Raw genomic sequence first — 24838 nt, 5'->3', positions numbered from 1 at the left:
GTGGCTTCCCGTAGCGGCGCGGTGACGCGGTACCCTCGCCCGCATGGATATCCGAGACGCACGAGCCGCCGACGTCCCCGCGATCGTGGAGATCTACAACCAGGCGATCCGCGAGGGCGACGCGGTCTGGCGCGACGAGGAGGTCGACGTCGCCGACCGTTCCGCCTGGCTGCGCGATCACCAGGACCGGGGTCAGCCGGTCATCGTCGCCGAGGATGACGGCGAGATCCTCGGCTACGCCTGCTACTCGAGCTTCCGGGGCTTCTCCGGCTACGACCTGACCGTGGAGAACTCGGTCTACCTCTCCCCCGCCGCCCAGGGCCGTGGGCTCGGCACGACGCTGATGGAGGAGCTGATCGACCGTGCCCGGGCGGCCGGCATGCACGTGATGGTCGCGGGCGTGACCGCCACCAACGAGGCGTCGCTACGCCTGCACGCGCGTCTCGGCTTCACGGAGGTCGCCCGCATGCCCGAGGTCGGGCGCAAGTTCGGCAACTGGCTGACCCTGGTCTACCTGCAGCGCATCCTCGACTGAGCTGCGGGGCGGCTCCTCGCCGGCGGCCTCGCGCCTGCTCTCCATGCCGCACAGGAAGAGGAACTTGTTCCAGTTCCGCTTGATGAACGCCTTGCGGGTCCCCGGCGCCTCCATGAAGGTGATGAACAGCCCGACCAGCGCGAAGATCACGAGGGCGATGCCGACCGTCCACAGGAGCGCGAGCGGGTCCTTCTCGACGCCCATGATGTCCACGATCGCGGGCGCGCCGATGAACGCGGAGGCGCAGGCCAGGGCGAGGTTCATGCGGCTCGAGGACTTCTCCCGCCGCTGCTGTTCCTCCTCGCGCTCCTCCTGGCGCCTACGCCGGTGGGCGTCCTCCTCCTGCTGCTCCCTCGCGCGTCTCTCCTGGTCCTCCTGACGCTGCTGTTGCTGCACCTGCCATTCGTGCTCCCGTTTCTGCTCCTGCTTCCGTTCGTCCTCCTGACGCTGCTGCCGCCGGCGGCTCTCCGCCCGCTGCTGCTCGGTGCCGAGGATCGAGAACTGCGCGTTGTAGATCTCCTCGCGCAGGGCGAGCTCCTCCGTGAAGTCCTTGAACATGATGTCGAGCCCGAGCGAGCACTTCGTGTCGAGCATGAGCCGCTCGTCGAAGGGGTGCCGGTAGACGGAGCTGAACCAGAGTCTGTCCCGGAACTCCACGAAGTCCGTCTGGATCTGCTGCAGTCTCCCCAGGTTCCCGCGCACCTCGTCCAGGAAACAGCCTTCCGACTCGTTTCCGGGGGCCTTCCCCGAGACCCGGCAGTTCCTCAGGTTGGTGGTGAGCATGCTGATCGTCTCGAGGGCGCGCATCTGGAGGACGATCAGATCGACGTAGCGTGTCGGGACCAGAGACCAGAACTTGCCCGCGACCGGATCCGCGGTGTCTATCCGCACCATCGCGAAGCCCTCGGTCGCCGACGACACCCGCCAGTGCTCCAGGGGGACGTCGGTCGGACGCGCGACCGCGCGGTGGAAGTCCGGCACGGCGTCGAAATAGCGGTCCGCCCCCGTGGACAACTGCCATGCGCAGATGTCCGCGTCGGACCAGGCGACGTCCGTCTCCTCCCCCTCCTCCTCCGCGCGCAGCAGGTAGTTCTCGACCTCAGGGAACGGAGCGACCTGGGCCTTTGCGGGGATGGCCACGACGACGCGCTGCGGGCGGCTGTACTGCCGTTCTGAGAGCGTCGGGGCCCCGGGCTCATTTCCCTTGCCCGCTTCCCGGTCCTCCATGGTCACGTAATCGAGAAAACCGCCGGACTTCAGTTTGATCGGCGCCGACTTCTCCTCCGGCCAGATCCCGTCGATCGCGAGACCGGCGAAGTGACTGACCGGGGAGAACTTCTCGATCTTCTCCTCGTCACGGGTGTAGGCCGTGAACTTCCCGCGGGGCCGAGAGAGGCTCTGCGAGAGCCTCTCGAGCTGCCAGGAACTGCAGTTCTGCGCCCAGACGTGCAGCACGAGAAATCGGCAGATCACGGAGACCTCGCGGGCGGACTCGGTCAGCAGATTCGCGCCCGGCGTGGGTTCATCGGACTTCCTGTCGGAGTTCCGGAAGTCCTCGTGCACACGGACATCCTGGTACTCGAGTACCTCGACCGCCTTGAGCTCGCAGCTTGCGCCGTTTCTCCGCTCCTTTCCGTCGACTTCGTCAGCCAGCTCGAAAGTGACCTCGTCGTCACCGTCGAAGGTGACGTTGTGCATGTGCATCCTGTGCTTGTGCCGGACACCGACATCCGCCCACGTCTCCGGCGCGCGGAAGTCGTCACCGTCGTTCCGCGACTTGAGGTCGCAGTCCGAGAACTCCGCGCCCACCGCCTCACGGAGTCCTCCCGGGAACCGGGATTTTGCGCCGTGGTAGAACGTCGACTTCATGTTGTCCCACCTGTTTTCACCGGCGGGGTGCTCTCCCCACTTGGGCGAGTCCGAGCCCGAGTCAGAGTTCGAGGTACCCCGCTGCCACAGGACCTCAACGCCCTTCATCCCCTTGAAACGCCCGGGCCGCCACGGTCTCCCCGCGATCTCCTTCCCCGCGAGATCCAGCAGACGCTCATCACCCCCGTCTTCCGAGCACCCGCCGAAGAGCTGCGGCATGGGGAGGATGATCGCGAAGCTGGCGATCCGCCAGTCCGGCAGTTCATCGGTCAGGTACCCCTCGGGGACCCAGGCGAGCTCCCCCGCGTTCCAGGTCGAGTGGCTCCTCCCACCCGACTTCTTGCCGTCCGCTTCCGCACCCTTCGTCATGGCCCGCCTCCGGTCGTCTCTTCTCGTTTTGTCTGCCGAGGCAGAGGCTAAACGGCCGAGTCACCCACCGCTCCCCCGGTGCGGAGCGCTCCCCGGAGCGCCGGCTCAGCCCCGGAGGGCGAAGGCGAGCGGGAGCACCTCGGCGCCGGTGGCCTCGTGCAGACGCCAGCCGGCGACGGTGACCGACCACCCGGTGTCGACGAGGTCGGTGACCAGCAGGATCGGCCCCTCGACGGGCCCGGCCGCCGACCACTCCTCGATGTCGAAGTGGTCGAGCAGCGCGGTGACTCGGTAGGCGGAGTTCTGCGCGGCGACCTCGCCGCGTCCCGCGCGCACGGGCAGCAACCCCGCGAAGCTCATCTGGCCGACCTCGGCGAGCGCGCGGGCGGCGGCGAGCACCATCTCCGTGCGCGCCGGATCGGTCGAGCCGAGCGCGACGACGCTGACCGGCCGGCGGTCCCAGTCCCAGTCGGCGAGCACGGCGACCAGGCGCCGCAACCACTCGTCCGCGCGCCAGTTCGCACCCGGGCGCCACGACGCGGCGTCGAGAAGCTCCTTGAGCGCGGGCCCGCGCGCGATGTCGTTGAGGCGCCCCAACGCGCGACCGTCGCCGATTCCGGCGATCCTGCCGCGCACGGCGATGCCGGTGGGCCATTGCCGACGCCGCGCGACGCGCACCCCGGGTGCGGAGAGGCGCGCGTCGACGGTGGTGGAGACCTCGGCGTCGATCTCGGGCGACCAGTGCCGGCCGGTGCAGTTGTCGCAGCGCCCGCAGCCGGGCGTGTCCGCGTCGACGAGCGGGTCGTCGAGCTGGCGGCGCAAAAAGAGCATGCGGCAACCGTCGGTGGTCTCGTAGTCGACCATGGCGCGCTGCTCGGCGCGGCGGGCGACCGTCAGGCCGTGGTAGCGCTCGGCGTCGTAGCTCCAGGGCGCCCCGGTGGGCTCCCAGCCGCCGCGCACGCGACGGACCGCACCGTCGACGTCGAGGACCTTGAGGGTCTGCTCGAGGCGGGAGCGCGAGAGGTCGACGCGGGCCTCGAGTTTGACCGTCGAGAGCGTGCCCTCGGCCTCGAGGACGCCGAGCAGCTCGCGGACGGTGTCCTCGTCCGGGAAGGAGACGGAGGCGAAGTAGGCCCAGATGTCGGCGTCCTCGGCGCCCGGGAGCAGCAGGACCTCGGCGTGCTCGGTGCCGCGGCCGGCGCGGCCGACCTGCTGGTAGTAGGCCACGGGTGACGACGGCGCGCCGAGGTGGACGACGAAGCCGAGGTCCGGCTTGTCGAAGCCCATGCCGAGCGCGGAGGTGGCCACCAGGGCCTTGACCTCGTTGTTCAGCAGGGCGCGCTCGAGGCGCTCGCGCTCCTCGGCCTCGGTGCGGCCGGTGTAGGCGGCGACGTCCCAGCCGGCGGCCTCGAGGGCACCGGCGAGGTCCTCGGCGGCGGCGACGGTCAGGCAGTAGACGATGCCGGAGCCGGGCAGCTCGCCGAGGTGGGCGGCCAGCCAGGCGGCGCGCTCGGTGGTGTCCTCGAGGCGCAGCACGGACAGCGACAGCGACTCGCGGTCGAGCCCGCCGCGCAGCACCCCGGTGTCGGCGCCGAGCTGGGCCTGGACGTCGGCGACCACGCGGTCGTTGGCGGTGGCCGTGGTGGCCAGGACGGGGACCTCAGCCTGCAGCCCGGCGAGCAGGTCGCGGATGCGGCGGTAGTCGGGGCGGAAGTCGTGGCCCCAGTCGGAGATGCAGTGCGCCTCGTCGACGACGACCATGCCCACCCCGGCGGCCAGGTGCGGCAGGACCTCGTCGCGGAAGGAGGGGTTGTTCAGGCGCTCCGGGGAGATGAGCAGGACGTCGACATCGTCGGCGGCGATGGCGGCCTCGACGGCGTCCCAGCGGGTCATGTTCGAGCTGTTGAGGGTCTCGGCGCGGATGCCCGCGCCCGAGGCGGCGGCGACCTGGTTGCGCATGAGGGCGAGCAGCGGGGAGATGATCAGCGTCGGGCCACGGCCTGCGGCGCGCAGCAGCTTGGCGGCGATGAAGTAGACCGCGGACTTGCCCCAGCCGGTGCGCTGGACGACGAGCATGCGGCGGTGCTCGTTGACGAGGGCGTCGATCGCGCGCCACTGGTCGTCGCGCAGGCGGGCGTCGGGGCCGGCGATGCCGCGCAGCAGCTCCTCGGCGGCGGCGCGGGAGGTACGGGTGTCCATGTCCGCCAACCTAACAGGGGCGCGCGACGGCGAGTTCGTCGTCGACGAGCACCGGGCGGGCGGCGCGGCGGCCGACCACGCCCTTCGCCACGGCGAGGCCGGCGAGGACCAGGATGACGACGGTCCAGTCCATCTCCGGGCGGTAGACGAAGCCGACGGCCAGCGGGGCGAGCATGGCCAGGAAGTAGCCGACCGGCTGGACGAAGCCGGACAGGCGGGCGGCGACCTCGGGGTCGCGGGCGCGCACGACGATCAGGTTGAGCGCCGTGGGGAACGACCAGCCGCCGACGCCGAGGACGAAGGCCCAGAGGACCGACCAGGACGGGGCGAGGAGCACGCCGACCCAGCCGAGCGCGGTCAGCGCGGCGAAGAGGACCGGGTAGACCTGCGGCGACTCGGCGCGGGCGAGGGCGGCGGGCATGACCAGGCCGCCGAGGATGCCGAGCACGAGGGTGATCGACAGCGCCAGCGAACCGATCCCCCGGGACTGGCCGGAGTCGATGAGGATCTGCGGCAGCCAGCCCATCTGCGTGTAGGCCTGCAGGGACTGCAGCCCGAAGTAGGCGGTGAGTGCGACGGCCGTCGGCGAGCGGCGCAGCGGGACGGCCGGGCCGGAGCCACGGGTGCCGCTGCGCGGGAAGTCGTAGCCGGTACGCCAGGCGACGATCACCCAGGCGAGGACCTGGGCGACCGAGAGCCACACCCAGATGAACAGGGCGTGGCGCCAGCCGCCGGGCTCGTGGGCCAGGCCCGCGGAGAGCGGGCCGAGCGCGCCGGAGAGGCCGAGCACCGAGGAGTTGACGGTCATCAGCGTGACCATGTTGCGCCCGCCGTGGGTCTTGACCCAGGCGGGGATGAGCACGTTGGACAGCGCGATGCCCGCCACCACGCAGGCGGTGAGCACGAGGAAGGCCCACACCGAGCCGACCCAGGGGCGCACCCCGAGCCCGACGGTGGTCAGCACCATGCCGCCGAGCAGCGCGCGGGAGAGCCCGACGCGGCGGGCCAGCGGCACGGCGGCCAGGCCCATCACCCCGAAGAAGAAGCAGGGCATGGCCGTGACCAGGCCCGCCAGGGCCCCGCCGGCGGAGTACCAGGCGAGGACGTCGGCGAGGACGGGTCCGACGGAGGCGATGCCGGCGCGCAGGTTGAGCGCCGCGAGGAAGATCGCGACGAAGGCCAGCGCGGCGGTGACGCGCCCTACTCGGCGACGGGAGCCCATTCAGGTCCGGTCTCGGCGAGCTCGGGGTCGAGCTTGGCGATCAGGGGCTTCGGCTTGGCCAGCGGGGTGCCCGGCTCGACGTCGACGCGGGCCCAGCGGGCCTTCTCCTCGGCGTAGTCGCCCATGATCACCGGGTAGGTGCGCCCCTCCTCCGGCAGGCCGACGCCGACGAGGTCGACCGGCATGTCGTCGGTGACCTCCTCGACGCGCGGCTCGGCGGCCCACACGCCGGAGCGGCCGAGGGTCTCGTGGACGGCCTGGGCGGTGTGCGGCAGGAACGGGGTGAGCATCGTGTTGCAGTCGCTGACGACCTGCAGCGCGGTCCACAGCACGGTGGCCAGGCGCTCGCGGGCGGACTCGTCCTTCGCCAGCTTCCAGGGCTCCTGGTCGGCGATGTAGGCGTTGGCCTCGCCGACGACGTGCATCACGGCGGTGATGGCGGCCTTGAACTTCGACTGGGCGAGCAGCTCGCCGGCCTCGTCGAAGGTGCGCTCGGCCAGGCCGAGGATCTCCTCGTCGGCGGCCTCGAGCGCGGCCGGGGCGGGCACCTGGCCGAAGTTCTTGTGCGCCATCGACACGGTGCGGTTGACCAGGTTGCCCCAGCCGTTGGCCAGCTCGTTGTTGATGCGGCGGACGAACTCGTCCCAGGTGAAGTCGGTGTCGTTGTTCTCCGGGCCGGCCACCGCGATGAAGTAGCGCAGCGGGTCCGGGCCGAACTCGCGCAGGAAGTCCTTGACGTAGATGACCACGCCCTTGGAGGAGGAGAACTTCGAGCCGGACATCGTCAGGAACTCGGAGGAGACGACCTCGGTGGGCAGGTTCAGCTCGCCGTAGCGGTGGACCTCGCCGCCCTTGTCGCCCTTGCCGGCGTAGCCGAGGAGCTCGCCGGGCCAGATCTGGGAGTGGAAGGTGATGTTGTCCTTGCCCATGAAGTAGTAGCTGGTGGCCTCCGGGTCCTGCCACCACTTCTTCCAGGCCTCGGGGTCGCCGCTGCGCCAGGCCCACTCGATGGAGGCGGAGAGGTAGCCGACGACGGCGTCGAACCAGACGTAGAGCTTCTTGGCGTTGTTGTCCTGCCAGCCCTCGACCGGCACCGGGATGCCCCAGTCGATGTCGCGGGTCATCGCGCGCGGGTGCAGGTCGCCGAGGAGGTTCAGCGAGAACTTCAGCACGTTGGGGCGCCAGGAGTCGCGGGTCTTGAGCCACTTCTCCAGGGCGCCGGCCAGCGCGGGCAGGTCGAGCAGGAAGTGCTCGGTCTCGACGAACTCCGGGGCCTCGCCGTTGATCTTGCTCACCGGCTTGATCAGGTCCACGGGGTCGAGCTGGTTGCCGCAGTTGTCGCACTGGTCGCCGCGCGCGCCGTCGGCTCCGCAGATCGGGCAGGTGCCCTCGATGTAGCGGTCCGGCAGGGTGCGCCCGGTCGACGGCGAGACGGCGCCGAGGGTCTTCTGGCGGATCATGTACCCGTTGTCCAGCAGGCCGCGGAAGAGCTCCTGGACCACCGCGTAGTGGTTGCGGGTGCTGGTACGGGTGAACAGGTCGTAGGAGAGGCCGAGGCCCGCGAGGTCCTCGACGATCTGGCGGTTGTAGCGGTCCGCCAGCTCCTGGACGCTGACGCCCTCCTTGTCCGCCTGGACGAGCAGCGGGGTGCCGTGCTCGTCGGTGCCGGAGATCATCAGCACGTCCGCGCCACGCATTCGCTGGTAGCGGGCGAAGACGTCCGAGGGGACGCCGAAGCCGGCCACGTGACCGATGTGGCGCGGGCCGTTGGCGTAGGGCCAGGCAACCGAGACAAGCACAGTGTCGTTCATGGGTGACACTCTACTGGGCGCCCGGCCCGGCGCACCGGGGAGGGGTCTAGTCCTCCGCGGTGTCGGCCGCCGCGCCGCGCGGGCGACCGGTGCGCTCGGAGTAGCGCTCGGTCAGCGCCTTGGCGCGCAGCTGGGCGGCGCGGATGCGACGCTCGCGGGACAGGCGGCGGCTGAAGTCCGCGTCCTCGACGTAGTCGCGGTAGATGACGTCGCTGCTCAGGTCCTTCACGATGGCGAACATCAGCAGGATGATGATCACCAGGAAGGGCGCGGCCGCGACGATGGTGACGTTCTGGACGTTGTTCAGCGCGTCGTCGCCGCCGGAGATGAGCAGGGTCATGCCGATCAGGGCGGTGGCCAGGCCCCAGCAGGCGGAGACCCAGGGGTTGGCGTCGGAGCGGCCGAACATGGACATCGAGCCCATCACCGTGGAGGCCGAGTCGGCCGAGGTGATGAAGAAGGTGCCCAGCAGGATCACGGCGACGACGCCGACGATCTCACCGGCCGGCAGGTTGTGCAGCAGGTTGAACAGCTGGGTCTCGGCGCTGCCGTCGCCCCAGATGGACTCGCCCTCGCGCTCCATGGTGATCGCGGTGCCGCCGAAGATGGCGAACCAGATCATGGAGACGCCGGCGGGCACGAAGAGCACGCCGAGGCAGAACTCGCGGATGGTGCGGCCGCGCGAGATGCGGGCCAGGAACATGCCGACGAACGGCGACCAGGAGATCCACCAGGACCAGTAGAAGATGGTCCAGCTCGACAGCCACTCGCCGTCGGAGTTGGTCGCGGTGCGCGAGGCCATGTCGAAGAAGTCCGCCAGGTAGGCGCCGACGGTGCCCGGGATCAGGTTGAGCACGGCCAGGGTCGGGCCGACGACGAAGACGAAGATGGCCAGGATGGCGGCCAGCACCATGTTCGTGTTGGACAGGTACTGGATGCCCTTGCCCACGCCCGACATGGCGGACAGCAGGAAGGCCAGGGTCAGCACGGCGACGATGCCGACGATGAGCTGGTTGCCCACGGAGTCGACGAAGCCGGCGGCGGTCAGGCCGGCGCCGATCTGCAGGGCGCCCAGGCCCAGGGAGCAGGCGGTGCCGAAGACGGTGGCGAAGATGGCCAGGATGTCGATGAGCTGGCCGACCCAGCCGTTGGCGTTCTTCTCGCCGATCAGCGGCACGAAGGCCGAGGAGATCAGCTGCTTACGGCCGATGCGGAACGTGGAGTAGGCGATGGCCAGGCCGACAATCGCGTAGATCGCCCAGGGGTGCAGGGTCCAGTGGAACATCGCGGAGGCCATGGACGCGGAGACGTCCTCGGTGCCGCGGCCGGGCACGCCGTCGCGGTAGAAGTTCAGCGGCTCGCTGGCGCCGTAGAACATCAGGCCGATGCCCATGCCGGCGGCGAACATCATCGCGATCCAGGAGACCCTGTTGAACTCCGGTTCCTCGTTCACCTGCCCCAGCCGGATCGTGCCGAAGTGGCTGAGCGCGATGACGATGACGAAGACGACGAAGACGGTGCCGAAGAGCACGAAGGCCCAGCCCAGGTTGTTGACGACGACGTCGAGCGCGGAGGCCGCGAAGTCGGCGAAGCTGTCGGCGCCGAGCAGGCCCCACAGCACGGTGGCCAGGACGATCGCGCCGGCGATGCCGACGACGACCCAGTTGATGCGGTTCGAGTCGCTCTCGGCGGCGAGCTCGACCTTCTCCGGGTTGGCGAGCTCGGCCTCGATCTCCTCGCGGGAGTGCAGCATGTCGTCGAGCTGCGCGGTCGCGGAGCGCTTGTCCATCTGCTCGGCGACGGTCTCGTATTCCTCGGGGACCTGCCGGGCCACGACCGCCTCATCGGGGTCGGGAGCCGGCGCGGAAGCCGCTGTCTCTCTTTCTCGATCGGTCATGACGTCCTTCCCTGTCAGATTGATTACTTTTTCTGCACCGTCTTTTCAGGGTACGCGGAGAATGTCCCGCTGGCTAACCGGAAGTTGTCATGACCATCTCAGCCACGGGCGGCGAGAGCGGCCTCGTAGAGCTCGCGCGAGGAGACCCCGGCGGCCCCGGCGACGTCCTTGCACACGGCCTTGAGCCGCTCACCGGCGGCCACCCGCTCGAGCACCGCGTCGACGAGCCCGGCCACGTCTGTCTCCTCCCCGTCGGAGCCGTCGAGCACCACGGTGACCTCGCCCAGCACGCCGGCGTCGGCACGCTCCGCCAGCTCGCCCAGCGTGCCGCGCACGACCTCCTCGTGGGTCTTGGTCAGCTCGCGGCACACCACGGCGCGCCGCTGCGCGCCGAGCACCTGCGCGGCGTCGTGAAGCGTCTCGGCGAGCCGGTGCGGGGACTCGAAGAAGCAGACCGCACGCCGCTCCCCCTTCAGCGACTCCAGCCAGCTGCGGCGCCGGCCGGACTTGCGCGGCGCGAAGCCGTCGAAGATGAAGCGGCCGACCGACAGACCCGAGAGCGCCAGCGCCGTGGGCACGGCCGACGGTCCCGGGAAGCAGGTCACGGGCACGCCGGCGTCGAGCGCGGCGTCGACGAGGGTGAGGCCCGGGTCCGAGACGACGGGCATGCCGGCGTCGGTGACCACGAGCACGGTGCCGTGGCGCGCGGCGTCGAGAAGCGTCTCCGCCCGGCGCGCCTCGTTGTGGTCGAAGTTGGAGACCACGCGCCCGCGGATCTCCAGGCCCAGCGCGGCAGCCAGGGCCCGGGTGCGCCGGGTGTCCTCGGCGGCGACGACGTCGGCGCCCGCGAGCGCGGCGCGCAGGCGCGGGGAGGCGTCGTCGATGTTGCCCAGCGGCGTGGCCGCCACGATCACGCCCCGGGGCAGTGCCGGGGCGCCTGACTCTTCCTGACGCTCGTCCATGCCTGCCAGCATCCCACAGGCCCCGCGGGCCTACAATCAGCCGGGTGACCACCACCGCGAGCCACCGCCCCCTCCGCGTGGCGCGACCCGCGCCGCGCCCGCCCGCGACCCTGCCCTGGGGCCGCGCGGACACCCTGTCCTTCCTCGTCGTCGGCCTGCTGGCGGCGCTGACCCGCTTCCTCGGCCTCGGCGGCTCGACGTCCTCGGGCACGCCCGTCTTCGACGAGAAGCACTACGTGCCCCAGGCCTGGGACATGGTGCTCTCCCAGGACAACCCGTTGACCGGCGGCATCGAGTCGAACCCGGGCTACGGGCTCGTGGTGCACCCGCCGGTGGCCAAGCAGTTCATCGCGCTCGGCGAGCACGTCTTCGGCTACTCGCCGTGGGGCTGGCGCGTGGTCGGCGCGGCCTTCGGCGTGGGCGTGGTGCTCGCGACGATGGGCCTGGCCCGCCAGCTCAGCGCGAGCCGGCGGGTGGCGCTGATCGCGGGTGTGCTGGCCGTCTTCGACGGCGTGCTGCTGGTCGGCTCCCGCTTCGGCATGCTCGACATCTTCCAGGTCCTCTTCATCGTGCTGGCCGCCTGGGCGCTGGTCAACGACCACAGGCAGGTGCACGCCCGCCTGCACGCGGCGTGGGCGGCCGGTCCGCTGGCGGGCGGGAGGCTCGGGCCGCGGATGGGCTTCCGCTGGTGGCGCTTCACCGCCGGCGTGCTGCTGGGCCTGGCGTGCGGGGTGAAGTGGTCCGGCCTCTATTACATCGCGTTCTTCGGGCTGGCCTCCGTGGGCGCCGACGCGCTGCTGCGGCGCCGCTACGGTGTGCGCAGCCCCTGGTGGGGCGCACTGCTTCGCGACGCCGTGCCTGCCCTGGCGTCCCTGGTGCTGGTGCCGTTGCTGGTCTACGTCTGGTCCTGGCGGGCCTGGTTCGCCTCGGAGACCTCCGTCTACCGGCACGCGGCGGCCGACGGCAGCATCGAGCCGGGCTCGCTGCTCAGCCACCTGCCCGACGGGCTGGCCGGGTGGCTGTACTACCACCGCTCGGTGCTGGACTTCCACGCCGGGCTGACCACCTCCTCGGGCCACTCGCACCCGTGGGACTCCAAGCCGTGGTCCTGGCTGGTCTCGGGCCGGCCCATCCTCTACCTGTCCGCGGACGGGGTGGACTGCGCGGCCGGCGAGTGCCGGCGGATGATCTTCCTCTTCGGCACCCCGGCGATCTGGTGGCTGACCGTCCCGGCGCTGCTGTGGGGCCTGTGGTGCCTTCTGGTGCGCCGCGACGTGCGCTTCGCGGTGCCGCTGATCGGCTTCGCCGCGGGCTTCCTGCCGTGGCTGGCCACCTACGACCGCCAGATGTACTTCTTCTACGCCGAGCCGCTGGCGCCCTTCATCGTCCTGCTCATCGCGCTGGCGGCCGCGGGGCTCGTCGGCGCCGGGCGCCCGCTGCACTCGCGGGCCGTCACCGCGCTGGCGGGCCGGCCGCTGCGCACGGGCACCTTCGCCGTGGTCTGCTACCTCGGCCTGGTGGTCGCGATGTTCGTCTACTTCTCCCCGATCCTCTACGGGATCCTCGTCCCCGAGTTCTGGTACCAGCAGCTGATGTGGCTGCCGAGCTGGCACTGAGTCCCGCAGGCCCGGACACGGGCACAGCCGTGGGGTCAGCCGAGCTCCGAGGGCCCGGCGCCGAGGATGCGCCAGCCGCCGGCGCGCCCGGCGTCCCAGGACAGCCAGCAGGCGACGGCGGCGACGACGGTGGTCACCGCGTAGAGCAGCAGCCCGGCGACCTGGACGGTGCCGGCCAGGTCGAGGACCAGGTCGCGCATGGCGAAGCCCAGGTTGAACATGGTGCACGCGCACAGGAAGACCAGGAAGCCGGGCAGGATCCGCGGGCGCCACGCGCCGAAGAAGAGGGTGATGGCCGTGGCCAGGCGCACCGCGGCGGCCTGGCCGAGCATCGCGGCCAGCTCCGGCTGCGCGTCCGGGGCGAGCACCCCGGCCTCGGTGTCGGTGGTGGTCAGCCCGCCGGTGGCGGCCACCGTCATCACGGCCCAGACGGCGAAGAGCAGCCCGGCGACGACGAGCACGACCCGGCAGGTGGCCAGGAGCGCCTGGCGGGTGCCGGCGGCGCGGCGCCACTCGGTCTCGACCTCGGCGAGGATCTCGGCGGTCAGGTCGGGGGCCACGGCCTGCGGCTCGACCTTTTCGGGCTCGTCGGAGCCGAGCATGTCCTTCAGGGAGCGGGCGCGCTCGTAGAAGGCGCGGCACCGCTCGCAGGCGGCCAGGTGGGCCTCCACGACGTCGTCGGAGAGCCGGCCGGGTTCGCCGTCGAGGCGGGCGGAGAGCTCGTCCTGGATGTCCTCGTGGCCGATCATCGCGACAACACCCCGTCGACGCTCGCGCGCCCGGTGCCGAAGACGACGATGACCAGCAGCGCGGCGATGAGCACGAGCGGGTACTCGAGCCCGCCGTCGACGTTGAAGAGCCCGTTGTCCAGGTGCACCAGGTAGGCCGCGGCGGCGACGAAGACGGCGAGCACCCCGGCCACGGCGGTGGTCAGCAGGCCGACGCAGAGCAGCGCGCCGCAGAGCAGCTGGCCGAGCGCGGCGACCCAGGCCGAGAGCGCCGGCTGGGGCACGCCCCAGGCGCTGAACTGGCCGGTCGTCTCCGCGATCCCGTCGATGAGCAGGATGCGCCAGCCGTGGGCGACGAAGATGACGCCGAGCACGACGCGCAGAATGAGCAGCATGGCGTCTCTCACCGCGGGCCTGTCCATGAAGCCCAGGGTACCTTCCGTGGAACCGTAGACTGGTCTCCGGGAGTCATACCTGACATGAGAGATTCTGAGAACGACGGCACCGTGCTGTGCGACGACGGCCTGCGCCGCCCGCCGTGGGCGGCGCGCGACCCCCTGCTGCGCGAGTACTACGACACCGAGTGGGGCGTACCCGTGCGCGACGAGACGGGGCTCTACGAGCGCATCGTGCTCGAGGGCTTCCAGGCGGGACTGTCCTGGGCGACGGTGCTGCGCAAACGCCCGGCGTTTAGGGAGGCCTTCGCCGGCTTCGTCCCCGACGTCGTCGCCGCCTTCGACGAGGGCGACAGACAGCGGTTGCTTTCCGACGCCGCGCTGATCCGCAATGCGGCCAAGATCGACGCCGCGGTGCACAACGCCCGGGCCACCGTGGCGCTGCGCGCCCACGGCGGCCTGGTGGACCTGGTCTGGTCGCACCGGCCGGAGCGCACCCCGGAGCCGCGCACGATGTCGGAGGTGCCCACGGTCTCCCCCGAGTCCGAGGCGCTGGCGCGCGACCTGAAGAAGGCGGGCTTCCGCTTCGTCGGGCCGACGACGATGTTCGCGCTGATGGAGGCCGTCGGCGTCGTCGACACCCATCTGATGGACTCGCACCGGCGGGGCTGCTCCGGAATCTGGCCCCGCTAGGCCGGCGGGCGTGCTACATCTGTAGCGGACGTCACTGCCCCGACACGGATTGGAGCCCACACAGTGGCCCTGAACAAGAAGATCTTCAACGCGACCAACCTGCGCCGCTTCATGTGGCTCTGGCCGCCCTACCTGGGCGCCGGGGTGAAGGTGGCCGAGGCCGCCGAGGACGGCTCACGCTTCGTCATCGAGCACCGCCCGAACGTCCTGACGCGCAACGCGGTCAAGACGGCCTTCGGCGGCACGCTGATGTCGATGATCGACCCGTTCTTCATGCTCAGCTCGATGATGCAGCTCGGCGGCGGCTACTACGTCTGGGACACCGCCGCCGAGGTGCAGTTCCTCAAGCCCGGCCACGGGCGCATCCGCGTCGTCGTCGAGGTCACCGAGGAGGACCTGAAGGTCATCCGGGAGAAGACGGCGGACGGCTCGAAGTACCTGCACTGGTTCGAGGCCGAAGCCGTCGACGAGTCCGGCACCGTCATCGCCCGGCACCGCCGGCAGGTCTACTACCGGCTCAAGAAGCGCTAGTCAGGCGTCGAAGACGGGCATCGGCTTGAGGTTCATGTGGGTGACCCGCACGTCCTCGCCGTAGCCGAGCTCGTCGACGGTGCGCGCGGCGCGCTCGAGCTCGCCGACGACGAGCTCGCGGGCCGCGTCGTGGTCCGCGAAGCACTCCAGCGCCTCGAGCGGACCGCCGGTGCGCTGCCGCACGACGACGTAGCGGCTGCCCTCGGCGGCCTCGATGCGGCGCCTGCCGCCGTTGAAGGGGTCGTTGTAGTAGAACTCGCTCACGTGCTTCCTCTCCGTGCGTGGTGCCCACACATTAACGCGGTTCGGGCTCGCGCGGGCGGTGAAGAGAACCGGTTCCGGCCGAACAACCACCGGCCGCCGCCCGGGCCTCCCCTCCCCCGGCCCCTCCTCTGCCGTCAAGCCGGTGATTCTGCGGCCTCGTGGCGGTGGACCGCAGCGAGACCCGCAGCTGAACTGCAGACCGTCCGGTCAAGTGCTCCACCACGCCCGGCGGTACCCTTACGCTCGTCTCGACAAACCGCGTTCAGCTCCAGCATGTGAGGGAAACTTCGTGAAGCACATCTGCATCTACATCCAGGACACGATGGCCGACTGGGAACACGGTTATCTTCTGCAGGGGATCTCGCTTCAGAACGCACTGCCGAATCCCGTCTGCGACGTGCGTTTCGTGGCCGATACCCCCGACCCCGTCACCACTGTGGGCGGCATGACGGTCGTCCCCGACAGCATCGTCGAGGACGTTGTCCCGGCAGACCTCGACGCCCTCGTCCTGATCGGCGCAGACACCTGGTTGGCGGACGATCGACGCCACGTGCTCGACCTCGCCGAAGAAGTCCTTGAACACGACGGCACCGTCGCAGCAATTTGCGGGGCCACACTCGGCCTCGCAGGCAGAGGCCTGCTCGATACGCGCCGCCACACGAGCAACGCCCCCGAGTTTCTCACGGCGGTCGGGTCATACCGGGGCGAGCACCTCTACGAGCATGCGGCCGCTGTCGCGAATGAGCACGTTGTGACAGCCAGTTCAGCGGGGCCTCTCCTCTGGGCCAAACTGATCATCGAACAGCTGGGGCTGTATCCCCAGGAAGCGATCGACGCCTGGTTCGACTATTACGACACGGCAGATCCCACGCACTTCAGCCGCCTCTTGAGCGCTCTGGAGGCCGCCTGAACGCGTAGGCCCCACTGGCAACCGCTCATGTGCATAGACACGACGAAACCCCTGGTCTCTTCGACCAGGGGTTTCGTGATCTGTGGAGCTAAGGGGAATCGAACCCCTGACCTTCGCATTGCGAACGCGACGCTCTACCAACTGAGCTATAGCCCCAGTGCCGGGCACCCCCAACACCATAGTCGGCGGTACCTGAAACACCTAACCGGCAGGTGAGGGGATTTTTGAGCCCGTTCAGCCCGCGACGCGGTCGCGGTAGGAGCCGGCGCGCGGCTCGTCGTCACCGCCGTGGCCGAAGGGCGACTCGACGGTACGCAGGGTGGAGAAGTCCGGGCTCTCGTCGTCGAGCTCCACGACGATCGCGCCCGGGCGACGCAGCGCGCGCGGGATGGCGAGCGCCTCGTCGTCGCGGTGGCGCACGCCGAGGCGGGCGCGGCGCAGCTGGCGGATGCGGCGGGCGCGCAGCGCCTGCTCCTGGCGCACCTGGCTGCGCAGGGCGACCAGGTAGGCGGCCGTGAGCGCCACGGCGAGCACCGGGGCCAGCCAGACCCAGCCGCCGGCGATGACACCGAGGATCAGGGTGGCCACGACGACGCCGGCCAGTGCGTAGAGGGTGCGGCGGCGACGCTGGTAGCGGTCCAGGCTGTGACGCTCGTCGGCCTCGGGGTCCCAGCCGCCGCGGCCGCGCCGACTGGCGGCGAACTCGAGCTCCTCCTCGGTCAGCTCCTCCGCGGCGTCGGCGAGGCTCGACTCGTCGTCGACGCGGTCGGTGCCCGCGGCGGTCGCGGTGGCGGCGACCTCAGAGCCGGCGTCGGCGATGTCCGAGTTGTCGTCGGCATCGGCGTCAGCGTCGGAGTCGGCCGCGTCCCCGGCGGCCTCCTCGTCGCGCACGACGCGGATCGCCTCGCCGCGGGTGCGGCGGGTGGCGTCCGGGTAGAGCAGGTCCTCCGGGGAGGTGAAGGTCTCGGCCAGCTCGTAGGTGTCCTCGTCGCCGGGGGCGGGCTCCGCCTCCGGGAGCTCCCCGTCGTCGGCCTCGGCGACGGGCTCGGTGACCGTGTCCCCGGCCTCGAGTTCGCGGACGACGTCGCCGTCGATGACCTCGTCGGAGGTGGCGTGGTCGTCCTTCTCCTCACGCTCGTCGATGAGCACGTCGTCGACGTTCTCCTCGTCCGCGGCGTCGGCCGAGACGATCTCGTAGTCCTCGTCCGCGTCCTCCCCGCGGGCCTCGCGCACGTCGGCGGCACCGACGCGGGGGCCACGGGCGGCGCGCGGCAGCTCGGTGCCGCCCTCGTAGACCACGCGGGTCTCGTCGAAGGCCTCGCCGGCCTTGCGGATCGGCTTCTGGCCGCGCAGCCACAGCGGAGCGAGCACGAAGAGCCAGAGGACGATGACGAGCACCAGGACAATTCCACCGGACATGGCCGCGACCATCACCTTTCAGGACGACGGGGACAGTTGTTCACTGTCAGGTTATCCGTGGGGTACCGCTGCCCCGGCCCGCCACGCCGGGTGTCAGGCGATCCGGCGCGCGGCGCGCAGCCGCTCGACACAGGTGCCGCGGTGCTCGCCGGCGAGCTGGGCGACGAAGTTGTGGTCCTGCCAGCGGCCGTTGATGTGCAGGTTGCCGCGCAGCACGCCCTCGTCGTGGAAGCCGTTGTGGTGCAGCACCCGCCCGGAGGCGGGGTTGGCCGGCAGGAAGGTGGCGGTGACGCGGTGCAGCCGCACGCGTCGGAAAGCGTGGTCGGTGCCCAGGGCGCAGGCGGCCGTGGCCACGCCGCGGCCCGTGCAGGCGGAGTGGACCCAGTAGCCGATCCAGCACTCCGAGACGGGCCCGTGCTGGATGTTGCCCAGGGTGACCTGGCCGACGAAGCGGCCGTCGAGCTCGATGGCCATCGGCACAACGGTGCCCGCGTTCGCCGCGGCGCGCAGCTCCATGAAGTGCGCCCACCACTGCGCCGGGGTGTGGCCCTGGGCCCAGCCGCCGGGAAGCGTCGGCTCGACCGGGCGCAGGAAGGGCTCGTCGGCCACCCGCATCGCACGCCAGGGGTCGCCGTCGGAGCTGGTCATCGGGCGCAGGCGCAGCTGCCCGCCGTCGGTGAGCCGCACCGTCTCGGTGACCTCGGGCCAGCCGGGGTGGTCGGGGTGCGGGTCGCCGGTGGCGGGGCGCGCCCGACGCGCGCGCCGCAGCCCGAAGAGGTCGATCACCCGCGGTCAGCCCGCCTGGGAGAGGAAGATGACGTCGACGACGTCGCCGGGGCGGATCTCCGCGGCGTCGGCCGGCACCCGGATCATGGCGTTGGCCTGGGCGAGGCCGGCCAGCAGGTGCGCCGGGGCGCCGGTGGCCCCGCCGAGGCCCTCCACCAGGTAGTCGCCGGTGTGGGCGTCGCGCATGAGGCGGGCGCGGATGAAGCCGGTGCGGCCCGGGCGCGAGGCGACCTTGCCGAGGGCGCGGGCGCGCACCATGCGGCGCTTCGCGTTGCGCTTGCCCAGCGAGAGGCGGATGAGCGGGCGGGCGAGCACCTCGAAGATGACCAGCGAGCTGACCGGGTTCGAGGGGGTCAGGAAGACCGGGGTGCGCTCGTCGCCGAGCAGGCCGAAGCCCTGCACGGAGCCGGGGTGCATGGCCACGCGCGTGGTGTCCACGTCGCCGAACTCGCGCAGCACCTCCTGGACGCGCAGCGCCCCGCTGCCGCCGACGGCGCCGGTGACGACGAGGATCTCCGAGCGCATCAGCTGCGACTCGATGATCTCGCGCAGGCGGCGCGGCTCGCCGGCGGCGATGCCGACGCGGTGCACGTCCGCCCCGGCCTCCTTGGCCGCGGCGGCCAGCGCGTAACCGGCGACGTCGTAGGTCTGGCCGAGGCCGGGCTCGCGGTTGACGTCGACGAGCTCGGCGCCCACCGAGATCACGGAGAGCCGCGGCCGCGGGTAGACGAGCACGTTGGCCCGCCCGGCGGCGGCCAAAAGCCCCACCTGGGCCGGGCCCAGCACGGCACCGGAGGTCACCGCGACGTCGCCACGCCCGATGTCGTCACCGGGACGGCGCACGAAGTCGCCGGAGCGCACGGCGCGGGCGGCGACCACGCGCCGACGGCCACGGTCGGACCACGCCAGGGGCAGCACGGCGTCGGCAAGCGCGGGCAGCGCGGCACCGGTGTGCACGCGCACGGCCTGGCGCGGCTGCAGACGCAGGGGCTGCTGCGAGCCGGCGGCGACCTCCCCCACCACGGGCAGCGACTGCTCGAGCGGGGTCAGACGGGACGGGCCGGACTCCTCGCCGTCCTCGCGGGTCGGCCGCGAGCGGCCGGACAGGGCGCGCTCACCGCCGACGTCGACGGCGCGCACGGCGTAGCCGTCCACGGCGGCCTGGGCGAAGCCGGGCAGCTCGTGGGTCGCCTGGACCTCCTCGGCGCACATCAGCCCGAGGGAGTCGACGATCGACACGCGCACCGGCTCCGGCGTCAGCGCGGCGTCGGTGACCAGTTCCAGCTGTTCCTCGACGGATCGCACGGCGCGTTCCTCCTTCCGCGCGACCCCGTGGCGGGGGCGCGCTGTCGCTTGCGGAGTCTAGTCCCCCGCGCGGTCGGCGGCCCCGGCCGCCGCGGCGTCGTGTTCGGCGAGGATCTGGTCGATCGCCCGACGCAGGCCCGGCCCGTAGGTCGGGTGCGAGAGCCCGAAGTCGACGCAGGCGCGGATGTAGCCGCCCGGGTTGCCCAGGTCGTGGCGGTGCCCGCGGTGCACGACGACGTGCACCGGGTGGCCCTCGGAGATGAGCAGCTCGATGGCGTCGGTCAGCTGCAGCTCGCCGCCCTTGCCGGGGGTGATGCGGTGCAGCGCGTCGAAGATGTCGCGGTCGAGCAGGTAGCGGCCGGTGGCCACCAGGTTGGAGGGGGCGTCCTCGCGGGCGGGCTTTTCCACCATGCCGACCACGCGGCGCACGTCCTCGCGGCCGTCGACCTCGGCGACGTCGAAGACGCCGTAGTTGGAGACCTCGTCGTCGGGCACGCACACGGCACAGAGCACGGAGCCGCCGAACTCGCGGCGCACGCGGGCCATCTCCTCCATCACGCCGACCGGCAGCACCAGGTCGTCCGGCAGCATGACGGCGACGACGTCCTCGTCCTCGTCGAGCACCGACTCGGCCAGGCCCACGGCGTGGCCGAGGCCCAGCGGCTTGTCCTGGGTGACGGGGCAGGCCTCGATGATGCGCGAGGAGTGGCGGACCTTGTCCAGCTGCTCGGTCTTGCCGCGCGCCTCGAGGACCTCCTCGAGCTCCGGGGCGGCGTCGAAGTGCGCGAGCACCCCGGCCTTGCCGGGCGCGGTGATCACGGCCAGGCGGGAGGCCCCGAGGGCGGCGGCCTCATCGGCGATCAGCTCGATGCCGGGGGTGTCGACGACGGGGAGCAGCTCCTTGGGCACCGTCTTGGTGGCCGGCAGGAACCTCGTCCCCAGTCCCGCGGCCGGTACGACGACCGTCTTGACCGCGTGGGGGTGCTGCGCGATGGGTCTAGTCATAATCTTTCAGCCTACCCACCGCACGCCCGGGTCTGAGGGAGACACAGCGGCGCGCACCGCGACTAACTTGGAGTTCATGACGGACAACCCGCTGCACGCCGAGAAACGTGAGCTACGCCGACGCATCCGCGCCGCGCGCGGGGAGATAGGACCGGAGCGGCGCAGCGACCTCGACGCCGCGCTGCTGGCCCACCTCGCCGCCGAGCTGCGCGCGATGGACCGCCCGCCGGCCGCCGTGGCGGCCTACTTCCCCGTCGGCGCCGAGCCCGGCGGGCGCATGCTTGTCGACGTCCTGCAGGGCGAGGCCGAGCGCGTCGTGCTCCCCGTCTCCGGGAAGAACGGGCACCTGACCTGGGGCGTCTTCCGCGGCCGGGCGCGCATGACCCCCGGCCCCCTGGGCACCCAGGAGCCGCCCGGGCCGTACCGGGACACCGCTGCGCTCCTCGACTGCGCAGCGGTGATCGTGCCGGCGCTCGCCGTCGACCGCTCCGGGCGCCGTCTGGGCCAGGGCGGCGGCTACTACGACCGCACGCTCGCCGAGCTCGACGAGCTGGCCGCCCGCGAGGGCCGCCGGCGCCCGCGCACGATCGCGCTGGTCTACGCCGGGGACGTGCGCGAGGTCCCCGTCGAGGAGCACGACGCCGCGGTCGACGTGGTGGTCACGGACAAGGGGCTCTTCCGCACGCGTTGAGTCGCCGGGGCGCTGAGTCGGTGGGCCGCTGAGTCGTCGGGGCGCTGACGGAACCGAGCGGCTGGCGCGCGGGTCTAACCGGGTATGAGACCCCTTCCCCCGGCCCTGCGCGCGCTGGCCACCCCCGGCTGGCGGCGCACCGTGCTGCTGCGCCGCGTCGCCGCGGCCACGCTGGTTTTATTCGCGCTCGTCGCCCACCTCGCCCGCGGCGGGGAGGCCGACGTGGAGGTCGTCGTCTTCACCCACCGGGTGCCCGCCGGCACGACGGTCGCCGAGGGGGACCTCCAACTGCGTGCCACACCCCCGCACCTGGTGCCCGAGGGCGCGCTGACCGGACGGGAGGGACTCGAGTCGGCCGCCGGCGAGATCACCGTGACCACCCTCGGCGCCGGGGAGGCGGCCACCGAGGTCAAGCTGCTCGGCCCGGCCGGCGTGGCCGCCCTCGACGAGGGGCCACGCCACCTGGTGCCGCTGGCCCTGGCGGACCCGGGCGTGGCCGGGCTGCTGCGCCACGGCGACGAGGTCTCCGTGCTGACCGCGGAGGACGAGGAGCACGGCCCCCGCGAGATCGCCCGCGGGGCGCGGGTGGTGCTCACCGGCGGCGAGGACGAGGAGCCCGGTGCCCTGCTCGTCGCGCTGCCGCCGGAGGCGGCCGCCGCGGTGGCCTCGGCGGCGTTGGAGCGGCCCCTGACCGTGGTGCTCACCGGCGAGCGGGCCGGTCCCTCCCCCGGGAGGGGCCCCGTGGACTAAGATCCGGTAGGCAAAATCAGACATCCGATTTGGAGGGCATTAATGCTCAAGGGATTCCGCGACTTCATTCTGCGCGGCAACGTCATCGAGCTGGCGGTCGCCGTCGTCATCGGCTCCGCGTTCACGGCCATCGTCACCGCGTTCTCGGAGCACATCATCAACCCGCTGATCGCCTCCATCGGCGGCGGCCCGGACGTCTCCGGCATGGGTATCCACATCATCTCCGGCAACGAGGCCACGTTCGTGGACTTCGGTGCCGTGATCACCGCCGCCATCAACTTCCTGATCATCGCCGCGGTGGTCTACTTCATCCTGATCGCCCCGATGAACAAGCTCAACGAGCTCCAGGCGCGCCGCAAGGGCGTCGAGGAGGAGGGCGAGGAGGCCTCCATCGAGGCCAACCTGCTCTCCGAGATCCGCGACCTGCTCAAGGAGCAGCGCGGCACCGGCGTCAACTAACCGCCGTAGTGCGGGGGCCGCTGCTCGAGGAAGAACTCGAGCCCGCGCGGCTCGTCGTCCGCCTCGGGGTCCAGCAGGACCTCACGCGCGGCGTCCGCGTCCCCCGCTGACTCATCCCACGCCCCGCCCGGCCCGAAGCCGTGGCGGGGCGTGTCTGCGCTCCGGTCGATGTTCGCCGCCGTGGAGCGCCGGCGCACCGCGCGACGGCGGCGCTCCCGCCGCCCGCGCCCGGTCACCGGTGCGCCTCGTCGCGCGGGGCGACGTCGCCCATGCTCGCCCGCTGCAGCTCGTCGATGAGGTGGTGCACCAGCGGCGGGATGGTGGCCAGGCCGTCGCGGACGGCGGCCCGGGAGTCGGCGAGGTTGACCACGACGGTCTGCCCCGAGACCCCGGCGGTGCCGCGCGAGGTGCACGCGTCGATGGCGCCGCCGCGCAGCGCCGAGGAGCGCAGCGCCTGCGGCACACCCGGCACTACCTGGTCGAGCACGGCGCGGGTGGCCTCGGGTGTCTTGTCGCGGGGGCTGACCCCGGTGCCGCCGACGGTGACCACCAGGTCCACGCCACCGACCACGGCGGTCTCGATGGCCTGCCGGATCTGCGACTTGTTCGACGCCACGCGCAGCACCCCGTCGACGGCGAAGCCCGCCTCGCTGAGCAGCTCGGTGAGCAGGTAGCCGGTGCCGTCGACCGCCTCGGTGCGGTGGTCGCTGACGATCACGGCGAGCGCGTTGCGCTGCGCGTGCACCGGCTGCTCGCGCTCGGTGGCCAGCAGGTAGTCCGGGTCCGGGTCGCCCAGGTCCGCCAGGTCGCCGTGGGCGGCCGTGAAGTGCCGGTCCATCTCGTCGACCTCGTCGACCCCGTCAATCGGGTCGACCGTGTCCACCGGGTCGAAGTTCTCGGCCACGTCCGTCTCCGTCTCAGGCCCGTCCGTCATCTCGTGTCCTGTCCTACCCCGGCCCGCCGCGGGCGCGGTCCGGGGACCTCGATGTCTTTTCGCAGACTAATGCATCTCGCCTGCGCTGTCAGCACTTCCGCGCAGTGCGTCCGCGCGGCACCCCCGGTCACTCGCCCGTGAGCGTGACCTCGACCGGGTGGGGCTCGCTCTCGTCGGCGGAGCGGACCTGGAGGGTGACCGTCTCGCCGAAGTCGTGGGTGCGCACGGCGGCGATGAGCGCGTCGGCGGAGTCCACGTGGCGGTCGTTGACCTGGGTGATGATGTCGCCCTCCTCGATGCCGGCCTCCTTGGCCGGGCCGTCGGGAACGGCGGCGACGACGGCACCCTGCACGCGGTCGTCCGCGCGGACCTGCAGGCCGAGCATCGGCTGCTTGGCCTCGCCGGTGTCCACGAGCTGCTTGGCCACGCGCTGCGCGAAGTTCGAGGGGATGGCGAAGCCCAGGCCGATGGAGCCGGACTGCTCGCTGGAGCCGCCGCCGGAGAGCGAGGCGATCACGGAGTTCATGCCGATCAGCCGGCCGTCCATGTCGACCAGCGGACCGCCGGAGTTGCCGGGGTTGATCGCCGCGTCGGTCTGCACGGCGTCGATCAGGGTGGACTCGCCGCCCTCGGCCGAGGCGCGCACCGGGCGGTTGACCGCGGAGACGATGCCGGAGGTCACCGTCGAGGACAGCCCCAGCGGGGAGCCGACTGCGACGACGGGCTGGCCGACCTTGAGCTGGCTGGAGTCGCCGAACTCCATCACGGGCAGCCCGTCGACGCCCTGGATCTTGACCACGGCGATGTCGGTGGCCGTGTCCGCGGCGACGAGCTCGGCCGGGTGCGTCTGGCCGTCGTTGAGCGTGACCTGCATCTGGGAGCCCGGCTCCGCGGCGGGCGCGGCGACGTGGGCGTTGGTGAGCACGAGGCCGTCGGAGGAGATGATCGAGCCGGAGCCCTCACCTCCCCCGCGGGCGGTGGCGACCTGGATGGAGACCACCGAGGGCAGCACGGCGTCGGCCACGCGCTCGACACCGGTGGTCTCCCCGGTGGTGCCGCCCTCGCCCTCGCCGGAACCGGCGCCGGAGTCCGCCGAGGTGGGCTCCTTCTCCAGGGAGTTGACCGCGGTCTGCTGCTGGCCGGCGGTCTGCGAGACGACGAGACCGGTCACGCCGCCGCCGACGAGCGCGGCGACCAGGCACATCGCCGTGGCCGCGCCCGCGCCGACGACGCGGCGGGGTCGCTCGTGGCCGTGCTGCGGCTGGCCCTGCAGTTGCCCCTGGAACTGACCCTGCACAGGCCCCTCCGTCGGGGCCTGCCGCTCGCCCTGCGGCGTGTGCCACTGCTCCGGCCCTAACTGCGCCGGAGTCTCCTGCGTCTGATCCGGCGCGCCCCACCCGGCGGCCGGTCCGTTCCCCGGCCGGCCCGCAGAGGGGTGCCGGGGATCCTGGGAATTGAAGTTTTCCATGGCGCCCATTGTGGCGTATC

Annotated in this window: 24 protein-coding genes and 1 tRNA gene; 8 read left to right on the top strand and 17 right to left on the bottom strand. The window is 71.7% G+C overall.

Annotated features, from left to right (window positions below):
- Window positions 1-43: 43 nt before the first annotated feature.
- Window positions 44-535: a GNAT family N-acetyltransferase gene (locus CFRA_RS03630; protein ID WP_075663500.1), complete on the top strand. Its 492-nt coding sequence runs from the start codon at window positions 44-46 to the stop codon at window positions 533-535.
- Here the strand turns inward: CFRA_RS03630 and CFRA_RS03625 are convergent.
- From CFRA_RS03625 to rsmI, 6 genes are all read right to left on the bottom strand, one after another.
- Window positions 425-2773, bottom strand: coding sequence for a hypothetical protein (locus CFRA_RS03625; protein WP_075663499.1), 2349 nt, complete (start codon window positions 2771-2773; stop codon window positions 425-427). The two genes, CFRA_RS03630 and CFRA_RS03625, sit on opposite strands and share 111 nt — an antisense overlap.
- Window positions 2774-2878: 105 nt before the next feature.
- Window positions 2879-4972: a RecQ family ATP-dependent DNA helicase gene (locus CFRA_RS03620; RefSeq protein ID WP_075663498.1), complete on the bottom strand. Its 2094-nt coding sequence runs from the start codon at window positions 4970-4972 to the stop codon at window positions 2879-2881.
- 10 nt (window positions 4973-4982) lie between these two features.
- The gene (locus CFRA_RS03615) at window positions 4983-6194 is read right to left on the bottom strand and encodes an MFS transporter (RefSeq protein WP_075663497.1); all 1212 of its coding nucleotides are present in this window, start codon (window positions 6192-6194) and stop codon (window positions 4983-4985) included.
- Window positions 6173-8005, bottom strand: coding sequence for a methionine--tRNA ligase (gene metG, locus CFRA_RS03610; RefSeq protein WP_075663496.1), 1833 nt, complete (start codon window positions 8003-8005; stop codon window positions 6173-6175). Before metG ends, CFRA_RS03615 begins: the two co-directional genes overlap by 22 nt.
- A 46-nt stretch (window positions 8006-8051) precedes the next feature.
- Complete coding sequence (locus CFRA_RS03605; protein ID WP_245797739.1) at window positions 8052-9794, bottom strand: BCCT family transporter; 1743 nt, start codon at window positions 9792-9794, stop codon at window positions 8052-8054.
- 206 nt (window positions 9795-10000) lie between these two features.
- A complete protein-coding gene (gene rsmI / locus CFRA_RS03600; protein WP_075664844.1) occupies window positions 10001-10864 on the bottom strand; it encodes a 16S rRNA (cytidine(1402)-2'-O)-methyltransferase in 864 nt (287 codons plus the stop codon).
- 44 nt (window positions 10865-10908) lie between these two features.
- Between rsmI and CFRA_RS03595 the strand changes: the two genes are divergently transcribed.
- Window positions 10909-12480 (top strand): dolichyl-phosphate-mannose--protein mannosyltransferase, encoded by a 1572-nt coding sequence (locus tag CFRA_RS03595; RefSeq protein WP_415684039.1) that lies wholly within the window; start codon window positions 10909-10911, stop codon window positions 12478-12480.
- Window positions 12481-12515: 35 nt separating this feature from the next.
- On the opposite strand, the gene CFRA_RS03590 is transcribed toward CFRA_RS03595, so the two are convergent.
- On the bottom strand, window positions 12516-13229 hold the full coding sequence (locus CFRA_RS03590) for a zf-HC2 domain-containing protein (RefSeq protein WP_075663494.1): 714 nt from the start codon (window positions 13227-13229) through the stop codon (window positions 12516-12518).
- On the bottom strand, window positions 13226-13630 hold the full coding sequence (locus CFRA_RS03585; RefSeq protein ID WP_075663493.1) for a DoxX family protein: 405 nt from the start codon (window positions 13628-13630) through the stop codon (window positions 13226-13228). The genes CFRA_RS03590 and CFRA_RS03585 overlap by 4 nt, the downstream gene beginning before the upstream one ends.
- Window positions 13631-13687: 57 nt before the next feature.
- On the opposite strand from CFRA_RS03585, the gene CFRA_RS03580 reads away from it, so the two are divergent.
- Window positions 13688-14296, top strand: coding sequence for a DNA-3-methyladenine glycosylase I (locus CFRA_RS03580; RefSeq protein ID WP_075663492.1), 609 nt, complete (start codon window positions 13688-13690; stop codon window positions 14294-14296).
- Between the two features lie 63 nt (window positions 14297-14359).
- Window positions 14360-14827, top strand: a complete 468-nt coding sequence (locus CFRA_RS03575; RefSeq protein ID WP_245797667.1) for a DUF4442 domain-containing protein — start codon at window positions 14360-14362, stop codon at window positions 14825-14827.
- On the opposite strand, the gene CFRA_RS03570 is transcribed toward CFRA_RS03575, so the two are convergent.
- Window positions 14828-15091, bottom strand: a complete 264-nt coding sequence (locus tag CFRA_RS03570; protein WP_075663491.1) for a hypothetical protein — start codon at window positions 15089-15091, stop codon at window positions 14828-14830.
- A 289-nt stretch (window positions 15092-15380) separates the two neighbouring features.
- Here CFRA_RS03570 and CFRA_RS03565 point away from each other — a divergent pair, with 289 nt between their 5' ends.
- On the top strand, window positions 15381-16001 hold the full coding sequence (locus CFRA_RS03565; protein ID WP_075663490.1) for a DJ-1/PfpI family protein: 621 nt from the start codon (window positions 15381-15383) through the stop codon (window positions 15999-16001).
- Between the two features lie 83 nt (window positions 16002-16084).
- Here CFRA_RS03565 and CFRA_RS03560 read toward each other — a convergent pair.
- The 5 genes from CFRA_RS03560 to CFRA_RS03540 form a co-directional block, all read right to left on the bottom strand.
- A tRNA-Ala gene (locus CFRA_RS03560) sits at window positions 16085-16157 on the bottom strand.
- A gap of 78 nt (window positions 16158-16235) precedes the next feature.
- Complete coding sequence (sepX, locus tag CFRA_RS03555; RefSeq protein ID WP_245797665.1) at window positions 16236-17420, bottom strand: divisome protein SepX/GlpR; 1185 nt, start codon at window positions 17418-17420, stop codon at window positions 16236-16238.
- A 93-nt stretch (window positions 17421-17513) separates the two neighbouring features.
- Complete coding sequence (locus CFRA_RS03550; RefSeq protein ID WP_075663488.1) at window positions 17514-18206, bottom strand: GNAT family N-acetyltransferase; 693 nt, start codon at window positions 18204-18206, stop codon at window positions 17514-17516.
- A gap of 6 nt (window positions 18207-18212) precedes the next feature.
- Entirely contained in the window at window positions 18213-19511 is a 1299-nt protein-coding gene (glp, locus tag CFRA_RS03545) for a molybdotransferase-like divisome protein Glp (protein WP_075663487.1), read from the bottom strand.
- Window positions 19512-19568: 57 nt separating this feature from the next.
- Window positions 19569-20516 carry a UTP--glucose-1-phosphate uridylyltransferase gene (locus tag CFRA_RS03540; protein WP_075663486.1) on the bottom strand — a complete coding sequence of 316 codons (948 nt, stop codon included), beginning with the start codon at window positions 20514-20516 and terminating at the stop codon, window positions 19569-19571.
- Between the two features lie 76 nt (window positions 20517-20592).
- Here CFRA_RS03540 and CFRA_RS03535 point away from each other — a divergent pair, with 76 nt between their 5' ends.
- The 3 genes from CFRA_RS03535 (at window position 20593) to mscL (ending at window position 22416) form a co-directional block, all read left to right on the top strand.
- On the top strand, window positions 20593-21207 hold the full coding sequence (locus CFRA_RS03535; protein WP_075664841.1) for a 5-formyltetrahydrofolate cyclo-ligase: 615 nt from the start codon (window positions 20593-20595) through the stop codon (window positions 21205-21207).
- 84 nt (window positions 21208-21291) lie between these two features.
- Window positions 21292-21957: a CpaB family protein gene (locus CFRA_RS03530; protein WP_075663485.1), complete on the top strand. Its 666-nt coding sequence runs from the start codon at window positions 21292-21294 to the stop codon at window positions 21955-21957.
- 42 nt (window positions 21958-21999) lie between these two features.
- Window positions 22000-22416, top strand: a complete 417-nt coding sequence (gene mscL / locus CFRA_RS03525) for a large conductance mechanosensitive channel protein MscL (protein WP_075663484.1) — start codon at window positions 22000-22002, stop codon at window positions 22414-22416.
- Here the strand turns inward: mscL and CFRA_RS03520 are convergent.
- The 3 genes from CFRA_RS03520 to CFRA_RS03510 all read right to left on the bottom strand — a co-directional run bounded on the left by CFRA_RS03520 (window position 22413) and on the right by CFRA_RS03510 (window position 24647).
- Window positions 22413-22652, bottom strand: coding sequence for a hypothetical protein (locus tag CFRA_RS03520; protein WP_075663483.1), 240 nt, complete (start codon window positions 22650-22652; stop codon window positions 22413-22415). The two genes, mscL and CFRA_RS03520, sit on opposite strands and share 4 nt — an antisense overlap.
- Entirely contained in the window at window positions 22649-23254 is a 606-nt protein-coding gene (locus CFRA_RS03515) for a MogA/MoaB family molybdenum cofactor biosynthesis protein (protein WP_075664840.1), read from the bottom strand. Before CFRA_RS03515 ends, CFRA_RS03520 begins: the two co-directional genes overlap by 4 nt.
- Before the next feature lie 223 nt (window positions 23255-23477).
- Window positions 23478-24647: a S1C family serine protease gene (locus tag CFRA_RS03510; protein ID WP_245797663.1), complete on the bottom strand. Its 1170-nt coding sequence runs from the start codon at window positions 24645-24647 to the stop codon at window positions 23478-23480.
- Window positions 24648-24838 lie beyond the last annotated feature (191 nt).

This window comes from Corynebacterium frankenforstense DSM 45800 (assembly GCF_001941485.1).
GTDB classification, from domain to species: domain Bacteria; phylum Actinomycetota; class Actinomycetes; order Mycobacteriales; family Mycobacteriaceae; genus Corynebacterium; species Corynebacterium frankenforstense.
This window is presented reverse-complemented; position numbering and strand designations above follow the sequence as displayed.